12 protein-coding genes are annotated in these 12,722 nt (G+C 31.4%); 10 read left to right on the forward strand and 2 right to left on the reverse strand.

The genetic code is table 11. The features are described from left to right. Positions 1-124 precede the first annotated feature (124 nt). Positions 125-541, reverse strand: a complete 417-nt coding sequence (locus EVJ46_08025; protein RZD16125.1) for a hypothetical protein — start codon at positions 539-541, stop codon at positions 125-127. Further along, on the reverse strand, positions 519-740 hold the full coding sequence (locus tag EVJ46_08030) for a hypothetical protein (protein RZD16126.1): 222 nt from the start codon (positions 738-740) through the stop codon (positions 519-521). Before EVJ46_08030 ends, EVJ46_08025 begins: the two co-directional genes overlap by 23 nt. 319 nt (positions 741-1,059) lie before the next feature. Here EVJ46_08030 and EVJ46_08035 point away from each other — a divergent pair, with 319 nt between their 5' ends. The 10 genes from EVJ46_08035 to EVJ46_08080 all read left to right on the forward strand — a co-directional run bounded on the left by EVJ46_08035 (position 1,060) and on the right by EVJ46_08080 (position 12,722). Beyond that, positions 1,060-1,674 carry a hypothetical protein gene (locus EVJ46_08035; protein ID RZD16127.1) on the forward strand — a complete coding sequence of 205 codons (615 nt, stop codon included), beginning with the start codon at positions 1,060-1,062 and terminating at the stop codon, positions 1,672-1,674. A gap of 162 nt (positions 1,675-1,836) precedes the next feature. Next, the gene (locus tag EVJ46_08040; GenBank protein RZD16128.1) at positions 1,837-2,169 is read left to right on the forward strand and encodes a hypothetical protein; all 333 of its coding nucleotides are present in this window, start codon (positions 1,837-1,839) and stop codon (positions 2,167-2,169) included. 182 nt (positions 2,170-2,351) lie between these two features. Next, on the forward strand, positions 2,352-4,919 hold the full coding sequence (locus EVJ46_08045; GenBank protein ID RZD16129.1) for a hypothetical protein: 2,568 nt from the start codon (positions 2,352-2,354) through the stop codon (positions 4,917-4,919). A gap of 18 nt (positions 4,920-4,937) precedes the next feature. Further along, positions 4,938-6,092, forward strand: coding sequence for a hypothetical protein (locus EVJ46_08050; GenBank protein ID RZD16130.1), 1,155 nt, complete (start codon positions 4,938-4,940; stop codon positions 6,090-6,092). Positions 6,093-6,146: 54 nt separating this feature from the next. Further along, on the forward strand, positions 6,147-7,277 hold the full coding sequence (locus tag EVJ46_08055; GenBank protein ID RZD16131.1) for a hypothetical protein: 1,131 nt from the start codon (positions 6,147-6,149) through the stop codon (positions 7,275-7,277). Next, complete coding sequence (locus tag EVJ46_08060; GenBank protein RZD16132.1) at positions 7,267-7,914, forward strand: hypothetical protein; 648 nt, start codon at positions 7,267-7,269, stop codon at positions 7,912-7,914. Before EVJ46_08055 ends, EVJ46_08060 begins: the two co-directional genes overlap by 11 nt. A gap of 7 nt (positions 7,915-7,921) precedes the next feature. After that, on the forward strand, positions 7,922-9,385 hold the full coding sequence (locus EVJ46_08065) for a hypothetical protein (GenBank protein RZD16133.1): 1,464 nt from the start codon (positions 7,922-7,924) through the stop codon (positions 9,383-9,385). Positions 9,386-9,422: 37 nt separating this feature from the next. Then, positions 9,423-10,331 (forward strand): MoxR family ATPase, encoded by a 909-nt coding sequence (locus tag EVJ46_08070; GenBank protein RZD16134.1) that lies wholly within the window; start codon positions 9,423-9,425, stop codon positions 10,329-10,331. Positions 10,332-10,337: 6 nt separating this feature from the next. Continuing rightward, on the forward strand, positions 10,338-12,122 hold the full coding sequence (locus EVJ46_08075) for a hypothetical protein (protein ID RZD16135.1): 1,785 nt from the start codon (positions 10,338-10,340) through the stop codon (positions 12,120-12,122). A gap of 276 nt (positions 12,123-12,398) precedes the next feature. Next, positions 12,399-12,722, forward strand: a complete 324-nt coding sequence (locus tag EVJ46_08080) for a hypothetical protein (GenBank protein RZD16136.1) — start codon at positions 12,399-12,401, stop codon at positions 12,720-12,722.

Below are 12,722 nucleotides of genomic sequence, written 5' to 3' on the forward strand. Positions count from 1 at the left end.
CCGGCTAATATACATAAAGCGCATATGACCGCAGCCGCAAATACAAAAAATAAGATAACTATCCGCCGGCTAATATACATAACGTGATTGCTGCTGCCGGCGTTTATTGAATGAATATATTTTATTAATGTTTTTCAGGCACCGCGCAGGAATGTCCTGCCATGAGTTCCATAAATACATCATTGCAATAATCTGCCAGTCCGTCCAACATCACACTAGTTTCCTTTTCAAAATAATAAGGTTTAAGCTGCCTTAATAAATTTGATAATTTTATATCTAAATCTTCATTGGAAATTTTTTCAAGATTAAAATCAGACAACTTTGCCTTTTTTATTGAGTTAGACAATTCATCTAAAATCATTCCCGTAAAAGAGATAATACTCGACGCTTCATCTCTCTTGTTTTCATTCAGACCGTAGTCTTTCGTATCGTTAATGTAGGATTTTATTTCATCAAATATTGTATCTATGTTTTTATTATCTGAACCGTTTTGACCGTCCTTTTCAACGCAGCTATTGTTATCGCCTGTCGGGTTTTCCATTATATTTTTCTAATGCCTCCGTATTTTTTTTTCTGATTCTCAATTCTTCAAGCACATCGCTTGCTTTAAATATTATAACACGTTTGTATAATTCTTCAATTTCTTTTTTTTCCTGCAATTTCTTATATATTTCATCAATAAATTGCTGATAGCTCTTGCGCTCTCCCTTTTTTTGTTTCCTTTTTTTTTGATTTTTCATGGCTTCTCCTTTTGTCATATTTTACTTAATAAATTTTTTGGAAGAATTAAATAATATCATTTTAATATTACAATTTTATGACAGTTTGAAATAAAAAAATAAAATAAAAAAGAAAAATTTGTATTTAATATTATAATTTATTAACAATATTAAAAAGATACAGTGTTATTGAAATATAATTTTAATATTTAAATAATAAAATTGAAACAGAAACGACATAATGTTGCAATATTTAAATGATATAAATTTATATTATGAAAACAAAAAAAATTCATATAAATCAAATAACAATCAGATAAATTGCGGGAGGCTAAAAAAAATGAAAATAATCAATTTGTATAATCGATTGTCAATCAGCTTGGAATCGGGAATTATATCGGGATTATTCGAAGAACAATTTATTTATAAATTAAACAGCTTTATAATCGGCAATCCGATTTTAAGAAGAACATTTAAAATTAAGAATAAAAATAAGAATAAAAATAAGAATACTATTGCTTATTTCTTTAATTTCTTTAATTCCTTTAATTCTTTTACTTATTATTATAGATTCAAAAAAATATTTTTTTTAACGTTTTTATTTTCAGTTTCTATTTTATCAATTGCTTCACCAGCCTATTCTTATATAAATTTAAATCAAGGTTCGCTGGGTATCGGAGCTTCAGGAATATTAAACGAGGCAACGACATGGATATGCTATAGATTAGCCCCTGCAACTTTAACTTTGGGACTAATTAAAGGGTTTTATGATATAAAACAGCATAAACCGGATGCGGCGAGAAAAGCTTTTATAACGGCGGCTGCAGGAACAGGCGTTATGCTGGCTCCCACAATTACAAGCGCCGTTCTGGGCATTGTCCAAAATGCCGGAGGAGCTGCAAACGGGATAACTATTGGCGCGGGAAACGGCGCAAGCACAGTTGGACAGCCTTAATTTAACAGACTTATATATAATCAGTAAGCAGAATCCAATGCAAAAGATTCTTTAAGTATAATAAAAATAATAAATTTAGAATCAAATTATGTAAATAAATTTCTAGTTTTAATTTTTTTAATTTAAATTTTATTAAATTCTATTAAAAAAAAATAAATACAAATGGGTTTTACAGTTTTTAAAATACATAGAGGCATTCACGAAAAAGTAACAAAATTAGGTTTAGAGCTATATGACTGGGGATTATATATTTTTCTGACCATGGGCATTATATTACTGCTCAAGAAAGAAATTCTTGCAGCTATTATATTAGACCTTTTAATATTTATTTTTCTTAAAAAATATAAAAAAGGTAAACCTGATTTATATACAACTACACTAATAAATTATTTTTTTATGACAAAAAAATTATTTGTTCTGGAACCGCAGCGCGATATTACAGATACAAAAAATATTATTGAAAGTTACGGCTTGTTAAATAAAAAATTTAAATAAAAGATTAATAATATAAAAATATAAGAACTTATAAAAAGTTTAAACAAAAAAATAACTAAGTTAGCAGGCAGCCTTCAATATATACTTGATAGATATAATCATAAAATATGTTAATAAATAATATTTTAAAAAAACAAAATAAATCAGATTCTTTATTAAATTGATAGATATAATCATAAAATATGTTAATAAATAATATTTTAAAAAAACAAAACCAATCTGATTCTTTAAATAATTATATCAATCTATTAAGCATATTTAAAGATACTGTTGTAGGCATAGACGGTTCATTGACCGTCGGGTTCGCCGTACAGGGATTTGATTATTTTCTCGCAAACGACGGAATAATTAATGATACTGCCTATATTAACGACATTTTATTAAATTTATTAAACGAAGATATCTCTCTTCAATGGATATATAAAATATCAGATTCTGACGAAAATTTTATATCAAATTATATAAATAATTCACATCCGCCGGAAAAATATTTATTTATAAAAGAAAAAAAGATTAAATCCCTGCATACAGAATTGATTAAAAAAATAGATATATTTCTTTTTTGCACAATATCAGGTTTCAAACCTGGCACTGTTAATAATATAAATTTATTTTCAAGATTAGCTCAATTTGCAGCCAATTTATTGACGATTAAACCAAAAGATGCGCTTAATAAAAACTCCAGAGCCCAGGCAGAGAAGGAGTTTGAGTATATGTTAAAAAAAATGGAAAATGTTGAAAATAATTTAAGTTTTTTTTCTGCAAGGTTAAATATAAAAATAAAAAGAATGTCTAATCAGGAACTGGTTGATTACTTTTACAGCGAACTTAATCCGCAAAGAGCCAGGCATATTGACGCTCCGTTTTATAACAATATATTAAACGAAGCCACATTCAGAAGTTCTCTGATATTTTCACCTGCAGAAATAAATAAAGAATATTTTTATGTTGACGGCTTTTACTTTAAGTTTATTAATATGCATAAGCTTCCATCGCAGACGGATTCATTCGGCATAGCAAAAATACTTAATTTAGAATCAAACGATGTAAAAAAATTTTTTCCGTACGATATTCAGGTCTCTTTTAATATCCCAGAGCAGGAAAAAATAATTAATAAAATTCAGTCTGAAAGAAATATCAAAGCAAGTTTGACGGATGCAGTCAACGGCGGCTATGTTGACCATAAAGGAACAAACATAACATCCCAGATGGATGAGTTTTTAGCTGAAATATCAAAACTCCAGAAAAAAGCCGTTAATATATCTTTATGCGCCAGAATAAAATCCAAAAGTTTACGGGAATTAGACTATATGTCTTTGAAAATCCTGCAATCGTTTAAAGATTTTAATTTTATGGAAGGAATAATAGACAATATGGAGCATCATAATTTATTTTTATCATTTTTTCCGGGGCAGTCTTTTTTTAACAGAAGATTTAAAACTCTGCTTTCTCCCGCCGCGGCTTCATTTTTTCCGCTGCATAAAGGATTCGGAGGAACTGAAAATTGCTCCATACCGTTAAAAAATAACAGGTCGGAGCCGATTAAGTTAGATTTGTATAATAACAAATTGCCGTCAAAACATGGCGTTATCTTTGGAAAAACAAGAAGCGGCAAGGGGTTTATGCTGAATGGATTTTTATCTAACTTTTTTTTATCAGGCGATAATTATCATATTATCGGGGTTGATATAGGAGGAACATACAGAAAATTTTGCAGGCTCTTTGACGGAGATTATTTTGAAATTGATATGGACGGCACATACTCTTTAAACCCTTTTCCTCCAAAAAAGTATGTTATTAAATATATTAACGGGGAAGAAATATTTAACCCGGATATCATGGTTTTTTTAATAGGCATAATAGGTATCATGGCAGAACCGGACAGAAGCCTGTCGCCGAATGATAAAACTATTATAGCAAGGGCAATACAGGCATCATACGATTATATTAAAGATGAAAATGACATGCCGATTATTTCCGATATTAATAATGTTTTATTTAATTACAATGAGGCAAGAGATGCCGAAGACAAAAGAAGGGCTATGGAAATGGGCAAAAACCTTTTTCAATGGACGGATATAAGTTCTCCGTATAGTATTCTGCTAAACAGAAAAGGCGGTCTAAACATAGATAATAAAATAGTTATTTTTGACCTGCAAAAATTGAAAGGACATGAAGATTTGCAGAAAATAGTCTTTGCCGTAATCAAAAATTTATCTTTCAAAAAGATGTACGACAAAAAGGCCAGGGTATTTTTCTTTTATGACGAATGCTGGGAATTTATGAATGACCCTAAAATAGCTGAGTTAATTATGCATTTATATAAAACTTCGGCAAAATGGGGATCATTGGTATGGAGTATAACTCAGGAACCGTCAGATCTTTTAAAGACCGGAAACGCAGGGAAAAGTATAATTGAAAATTCTACCGTTAAAATCTTCTGTCAGCTTGATGCAGAAGTTTCCCCTGATGATTTAAGGATTTGCGGATTAAGCAAAAAAGAAATTGAAACAGTAAAAAATTTAAAAGTGATTAAAGGGCATTATGCCGAATATTTTTTAAAGTTTGGAAAAGATGCGGCGGTTATTATGAATAAGCCTGACCCTTTTGAATACTGGCTATACTGTAAATCATCGGAAGATGAAGAACTGGAAAATAAAATAGCCGTCAAATATCCGGACAAAACTTTAAGAGAAAGACTTGAAATTTTAGCATTGGAATATCCTAACGGTCCGTACGGTTTAAAATAAATTTGGAGGTATCAATTTATGTTTACAGAGTTCATAAACCATAAGAAAATTTTCAACGGAAATTTTAAAAATTTTAAATTAAATTCTAAAAAAATTATATTATCAGCCTCCGCTATTATTCTGTCGGGGTATATCTGTGTTCAGACAGCATATGCATTAGGTTTGCCACTGCCTGATATGAATTTAATCACAAGTCAGATTAATTCAGTTGCTTCAGCTGCCTCAGGGGTGATGACAACAGTCGGAAACGCCGCGTCTTCCGCGCAATCTGCAGGTATGCCGGTTGCAACTCCAGGAATAGGTATAGGGCAGGCGCTGCAATCATTTGAATCGCTTACGGCTGCAGAATCTGAAATGCAGGAAGCAGAGCAGAATATCATTATAAATTATGATAAATTAACGCATATTACAGACTCCGTTCAAAACACTATTAATAATTTAAATAGCTTAAACAGTCAAATTAAAAGCGCATTTAGCCGGATACCTCAGGGATTAACATCAAATGACGTTTCGGTTAATACTGAACCAGCCGCTTCAATAGAAGATAATATCAATTCAGAAAATAGCGCGTTTAATTCATTACAGAACACTTCTTACGGCGGCATACAGCAAATAGTTTCTGGAGAATCCCAGAGCAAAGAAGACTTAGCCGGAAAAGCTCAGAGCCTCGCAAATTCATTAATATTAAATTCTAACGGCATAACCGCTGCAGTACCCGTTAATTCTATAAATTATAATTGTCAGCCGGATTTAACGGATAGCGGAAGCACTTCCGGCAGTTCTAATGACGGCGCAGCTGAGGCTCAAAATTGTATGGATTATGTAAACGGGTTTGAAAGTAATGTCGCCGCGTCAGATATTTATAATGCCGGTATATCATCCGCAAGAGCGCACAAAGCCGAATTGGAAGGGAGTGCATTTGAAAACGAAATTGCAGGAGGTGCTCTGGGAAATAGCAGCAATTACTACACTTATCAGAGTTCAGTGCTGACATTAATAGCTGAGGAAAATGCGGCTGATTTGAAAAATATGGGGTATATTGAAAGTCAGCTTAAGCAGCTTGAATTGTCTAAATCCGCCTCGGAAATAAAAAAAGAGCACATTGGCGCTTCACTTATGGAACAGAATAGCAATAATCCGAATTTAAATTTTTACGATAACACTACATTATAAAACATTAAAACATTAAAACGTTAAAACTCTAAACAATAAATATCAAAGAATATTATGATAAAAAAATATATCTTAATTTTCATGCTAACCTCCGTATGTTTTTTAACGGCAGAATTTTTAAATACCGGAAGCGCAATGGCTTTGACAGCCGGCGGCAGTTCAGGAACAAGCTCTGTTTCTAACTCCGGTTCTAATTTAAATAGCGCTAAATTGAATTCGTCATCGCTGTCCATTTCAAAATTAAACAACGGGGAAGATTTGACTATTCTGTCGATAGATTCAATTCCCGATGCATTGAATAAAAACTCTAGCCTGGTGCAGCTGACGACTTATCTGTTTTATTTTTTATTTGCTTCCGGTATTGTATTTTCTTTATGGGAATCTTACAAATTGGAATTAACAGGACAATCTGCAAATTATTATGGTCTATTCCTTAAAACCGTCTTAATAGCAATTGGTTTTTTATCATGGAAATCAGCAGGTTTATCAAATTTTGCCCAGGATATTTTATCGTTAGCCGATAAAATTCAGCTTTATATCATTAAGCTAAATATATACAGTATAGGTCAGAATGTATCGCAGATAAATTCGTCAATAGTTAAAAGTCTTCATTCGGTATCGCTGCCTACAATATCATCAAACGGAACGGCTTCCGTGCAAAAAGGATGGAATCTTAATCCGGTGTCGTGGTTTGCCGGCGCTCTGCATGCACTGACAGGCGCGGTTTTAATGGGAATATTCTGGTTTATTTTTAATATCTTATACGTGGGAATTCAGCTTTTTATGGCGTTAATACAGCTTGTTATACTAGGATTATTGTTTTCAATATTTCCGATAATTATAGGATTTGAAACAATCCCTTATACTAAAGGAGTTTTTTCGAAATGGCTGAAACTCTTTGTTGAAATTTCATTCTGGGGTGTGATGACCGGTCTTGAGCAATTAATTTTTTTTACTATGTTAGGAAAAATAATGTCCGCAAATATGCAATCGACAGGAACAGGATTAGGTCAAATATTAGGGCTATTCACTTTTGCGGAAGATATTGTTATTTTTGTGGTAATGATATCAATTTCAGTTTCAGTACCATTTTTAATAGGAAAGATTTTTGACGGATTAGGCGACAGATATCATTCCAGCATAAAACAAACTATAACAGCGGCAGGTAAAGCAATTGCATCTTGATAACAAAAAAAATGAAAATAGATTCTTTTATGAAATATGGGGCGACCTTAATGCCCAGAATAATACTTTAAAAATTGTAATAGTATTGATGACTATCATTACTTCCATTGCTCTTTTTACTGCTTATTTTACTTATAAAATCAACAGAGTTCCGGTTGTTATAAGGGTTTCTGAAGCAGGCAGCGCAAAGATATTAAGAGATTTGCCTTTTAATAACAGGGTCGGCATGGGCGAAACAGTCTATTTTTCAAAAACTTTTATAAGGGAATTTACCGGATTTAATTCTATAACTATTAAAACGCAGCTTTCAAGAGCATTAAATAAAATGAGCAAATCTTATGGAGAAAATACGCTAAAGATGATTATAAGAGAAAAGTTTATACAAAAAATGGAAAAGGCTAATATTTCTTCCGTGATTAAATATAAGAAAATTAAACTCACAAGACAGACGGTGAATCATGATGAATTAAAACTTTACATAATAAGAACGGTAATATCTAATTCAAATTCAAATATTGAAAGCAGCGCCGCTTACGAAGATAAGTTAATATTAAAAAGAGTAAAAAGAAGCATTCAATATCCTTTCGGTTTGGAAGTAGTATATTTTAACACGTTAAAATTAGGCGGGGCTGAGTAGTAATAAAATGGATGATGAATTAGATAACCCTCATATTATCTCCGAGGAACAGCTAAATTATGAAGAGCAGCTGAATAGAACAAATAAGGAATGCGGCGATAACTGTAATGACAGCTGCAATGATGGCAATTACGGCGACAATTACAATAGTAATTGCGATGAGCATAATTACGACGATAATGATAATAATGATATCAATGCCGCACGCAGCATATCCTCAGCCTCAGATCGCGTTTCGGCAGCAGAAGATGAAGATACGGCAGCAGATAATAATAAACATATATCATTAAATGCAGCACAGGAAAGTTCAACAGCTGAAGATATGACAGCAGGCAGTAATATATATAATTCTACACCGGATTTAAAAAATAAAAGAGGTAAATTTACATTTTTAAAATCATTTAACGGATTAATAATTATATCAGGAATAATTATAGCGCTTTTTATTATGTTTAAGTTTTTATATTTTAACGGGTCTGAACAGAAACATAATAATAAAACAGAAAAAGCAATCGGATATAAAAATAAAATTATCAATTATAAAAAAAGATTTTCTCCGCGTATTTTTAATTACGGTTCTAGCAATAAAACAGACAAACCGGCTGAACATAACGGAAAATTGAGTAAAAAATTTTATAGAGAAATGGAAATGTTAAAAAAATTGAAAAATAATGAACATCGGCGGAATAAAAACAGAACAGTCAAAAAAAATTTATTGCCTATAAATAAAAAAATAGTTGTTTTTATTAAACAAAGTTATGAAAAATTAATTTTGAACAGCGAAAGAGGATTAAAAAACAATACACGGTTTAAAAATAATATAATGACCGGCGGTTTTAACCTTTATCAAAAAAAAGGCGAAAAAGGAATTAATTATAAAAATGTCCTAAATAATTCGATAAAAGCGGCGATACCCATAGGAACAGTCGTCAACGCGTATATAAAATATAAGATATTTTCCTATAACACAGAGGTTCCGGTAATAGCAATTTTATCAAACACATATTATTACAAAAATAAACAATTTTTAAAAAAAGGCGATAAATTTTTCGGAATGGTCAGCATAAAACATTCTATAAACAGACTCAATATACATTTTAACAGAATAATCAAAACCGATGGTTCATCTCTGAATATTAACGCTATAGCTATGATGCCTAACGGCTCGGGAGGCGTAAAGGGGAATGTTCATCGTCATTATGCAGCAAATGCGCTGACATCGTTAGCTCAGGGTGTAGTAGGCGCAGCAGCAATGTTTGCAGGGGGAGGCTCTGCCGTAAATTCTTCTAATCCTTATACTTTTCAAAACCAGATAAGACAAAATGTTGCGCAGAATGAATTAAATCAGGCTCAAAACGGGTTAGATTCAATGGCGTCATCAGCGCAGCAGACAACGATTACTTTACCTGAAGGAACACCGATAAAAATTATATTTTTGAGGGCAGTGCATATCAATCAATTAATTAATTAATTAATTATTAATTTATCATTTTTTAAATAAAACTGCTATGAACGGATTTTTAAATTCAGATATTAACAGTGATATTAGTGATATTAACAGTGCAAGGGAAAGAATAATTTCTATAATAGGAAATCTTGATGCATATTTTTTTGAACGATATGAACTTATAGAAGCTATTTTAATTTCAATTATCGCCAAACAGCATATGATTCTTATAGGCGAACCCGGGCTTGCTAAGACTGCAATATTAAAAGGTTTAATAAAACATATAAAAGGAATGAAATTGTTTGATTATCAAATGACCCCGCATACGGAAATAAATGATTTATTGTCTGATAATCCGTTAAATAAAGGCAATGGTATAGATAAATGTGAAATTGTGCTTATAGACGAATTTTTCAAGGGCAAAACTTCAACGCTTAATTCGCTATTATCAATAATGAACGAAAGAATATTATATAACCCGGAACCTGCAAATATACCGCTTATCAGTTTATTTGCAACTTCTAATGAAAAGCCCGACAGGACTGTTTCTTCTAATTTATTGCCTTTATATGACAGATTTTTATTAAGAAAAGAAGTGCTGCCGATAGCAGGCGAAGATAATTTTAAAAATCTGCTGAAACTCGGCGAAGAATATTCACCTAATAATATAAATTTAACATTGGAGGAACTGAAAAAAATAATCATAGCTTCACGGAAAATAAATATAGAGGAACATATTTATAATTTAATTTTCAGCATCAGGGAAGAATTAAAAAACAGACAGGTAATAGTTTCCGACCGGAGATGGCGCGATACGGTGAAAATTATAAAAGCAAAAGCGCTGCTTGAAGATAGATTGTATGCTTCTGAAAATGATATAAGAGCCATAGAGTCGTCTATGTGGACATACTATTCGGATATAAGAACGGTTAAAAGCATAATTAATAAGCATCTGTACGCTTTCGCGTAAAACTAAATGAATAAAAATAAAATTTTGGCATTCAAACTTATTATTTCATTTTTTATATTTGTCATAGAAATTTCTTATTTGTTTGTCTTCTCAGGTTTTTTTTCTAATAAAAATTTAAATTATTATTTCTATTATTTTAACGACGTAAAATTAGTCTTAATATTTTTGCCTTTGACCATGTGGTTTTTTTCAGCTTATTCGCTTTCAAGCATAATCTACAACAAATATATTTATTTAAAACCGGCAAAAAAGAAAAAAATAAAAAAAGCTGCGCAGAATAACAATATATATTTATGGCCTGTTAAAGAAAATGAATTTAAATTAGTAATCGGCGAGATACATAATAAAGACGGGAGCAGAAAAGAAAAATACGACTGGCTGACGCTAAACGAAGACGGGTTATATACAGGACTTATAATAATCGGTTCAACAGGTACCGGCAAAACCAGTTCATGCGCATATCCATTTTTAGACCAGCTGCTGAATTGCAACAAAAATGAAGAAGATAAAAGGATAGGCGCGTTAATTCTGGATGTTAAAGGCGATTTCTGGAAAACCGCAACAGATATAATAAAAAATTACGGGAGGTCTTCCGATACAATTATTATAGAACCTGGTTCTGGATATTTCTACAATCCGATACATTATCCAAATTTGGATGTTTCTATAATTGCGGAAAGATTATATTCGGTTTTAGAAAATTTAAATTCTAACGACGGGAGACAGGATAGTTTCTGGAAAGACAAATCTATTAATTTATTAGCCAGTGCAATAGGGCTTTTAAGAATAACCTTTAAATATGTGACGCTTGATGCCGTTTATGAAATTATATCCGACGAGGAAAAACTGCTTAATATTATTAATTATTCAAAAAAATTAATTGATTTAAAAAAAATAAATGAATCCGACGAAGGCAACCTGCTCATGTATATAGATTATTTTTCAGGCAGCGATTATAAAAATCTTGATGAAAGAACTAAAGGGATAATAAAAAGCGAATCGTTAAGAGTCTGTTCAGATTTTATAAAACCGTTATATAAGAAAACATTCTGCGCCCCTGAAAAAGATTTGAATTTTCCGGGTTTTCAAGAAGTAATAAATAAAGGCAAAATAATTATTCTGAGGATGCCGGAATCTCAATACGGATTGACCGGACGCGCTATAGGAATTATGCTCAAGCTTGATTATTTCAGAACTGTTCTTAACAGGGTATATAATGCCGTAATAAATAATAAGATTAATACGGCAAGACCGGTGCTTTTTCTCTGCGACGAATATCAGAACTATGTGACATCTGGAGACATTGAATCCGACGGCGAATTTTTCGCGAGATGCAGACAATCTAAAGCCATTAATATAATGCTAACGCAAAGTTACAGTTCATTAAAATTAAAACTTGGCTCTGAAGAGAAGCTTAATTCGCTTATAGGAAATATCAGGTCTTCCGTTTGGCTTTCTTTGAGCGATGATTATTCAAGAGAAAAAGCTTCAAAAATATGCGATAAAGAATTTAAAGCAAAAATTACCGAAAATATAACAGAACAGGACGACAGCGCCAGATTTAACTCTTATATAGGCGGTTTATTGTCCGATGATAATACGCTATCGCAGGGTACAAGCAAAACAATGGAAAAAATGCCGGCATTTGATACCGATGACTTTGCAAATCTTAAACTTAATCAGGCAATATACAGAATTTATTCCGATAAAGGCATTAAAGGACCCGGCGTAGCATATCTTCATCCTTATTATTATTCTAAATACAAAGGGTATTTTGATAAAAATCGCTAATATTAATGACATAAACATATGAATCGGCTTATTAACCCGACTTCATCATAATTACCGGCAGCATCGGCAGCATATTGATATTATACTATATTTATGGCGGCAATAAAAACGTTTATAGAGATTACAAAATAAAAAATAAAATGTAATAATATCAATGAGTTATAATTTTAGAATAATAGAAGCGGTGAAGTTTGACTAATAGTTAATATATTTATTTAATTTATTTTATATGAATAATTCCAGAAAATATAACAATGAGGATAAGCTTGATTTTATATGAACAATTCCAGAAAATATAATAATGATGATGAGCTTGACATACTGGAAATTGCTTTTCTTTGTGTTTCAGGTTTATTTGCTTTATTTTATTTTTCAAACGATAAATTTAAATATTATATAAATTGTTTTTATATATTTGCAAATTACGCGTTTGAACACTTTACAGCCGTATCCGTTCTATATTTAATTAACTTATATTTATTTTTCAGCGGCATTTACGGTTTATATGTAATAATTTTTGAAATAAAAGTCACAGGCGCAAAACTTAAAATGCACGATAAATTAGAAAATTTAAAGAACAATAATAAAGAGGATAACTAA

It is taken from the genome of Candidatus Acididesulfobacter guangdongensis (genome assembly GCA_004195045.1).
GTDB lineage: Bacteria > SZUA-79 > SZUA-79 > Acidulodesulfobacterales > Acidulodesulfobacteraceae > Acididesulfobacter > Acididesulfobacter guangdongensis.

What these genes read in the sequence shown, in the direction of transcription:
- EVJ46_08025 (RZD16125.1), bottom strand. Translation starts at nt 541, where the DNA reads ATGGAAAACCCGACAGGCGATAACAATAGCTGCGTTGAAAAGGACGGT.
- EVJ46_08035 (RZD16127.1), top strand. Translation starts at nt 1,060, where the DNA reads ATGAAAATAATCAATTTGTATAATCGATTGTCAATCAGCTTGGAATCG.
- EVJ46_08040 (RZD16128.1), top strand. Translation starts at nt 1,837, where the DNA reads ATGGGTTTTACAGTTTTTAAAATACATAGAGGCATTCACGAAAAAGTA.
- EVJ46_08070 (RZD16134.1), top strand. Translation starts at nt 9,423, where the DNA reads ATGAACGGATTTTTAAATTCAGATATTAACAGTGATATTAGTGATATT.
- EVJ46_08050 (RZD16130.1), top strand. Translation starts at nt 4,938, where the DNA reads ATGTTTACAGAGTTCATAAACCATAAGAAAATTTTCAACGGAAATTTT.
- EVJ46_08065 (RZD16133.1), top strand. Translation starts at nt 7,922, where the DNA reads ATGGATGATGAATTAGATAACCCTCATATTATCTCCGAGGAACAGCTA.
- EVJ46_08030 (RZD16126.1), bottom strand. Translation starts at nt 740, where the DNA reads ATGAAAAATCAAAAAAAAAGGAAACAAAAAAAGGGAGAGCGCAAGAGC.
- EVJ46_08055 (RZD16131.1), top strand. Translation starts at nt 6,147, where the DNA reads ATGATAAAAAAATATATCTTAATTTTCATGCTAACCTCCGTATGTTTT.
- EVJ46_08075 (RZD16135.1), top strand. Translation starts at nt 10,338, where the DNA reads ATGAATAAAAATAAAATTTTGGCATTCAAACTTATTATTTCATTTTTT.
- EVJ46_08045 (RZD16129.1), top strand. Translation starts at nt 2,352, where the DNA reads ATGTTAATAAATAATATTTTAAAAAAACAAAACCAATCTGATTCTTTA.
- EVJ46_08080 (RZD16136.1), top strand. Translation starts at nt 12,399, where the DNA reads ATGAACAATTCCAGAAAATATAATAATGATGATGAGCTTGACATACTG.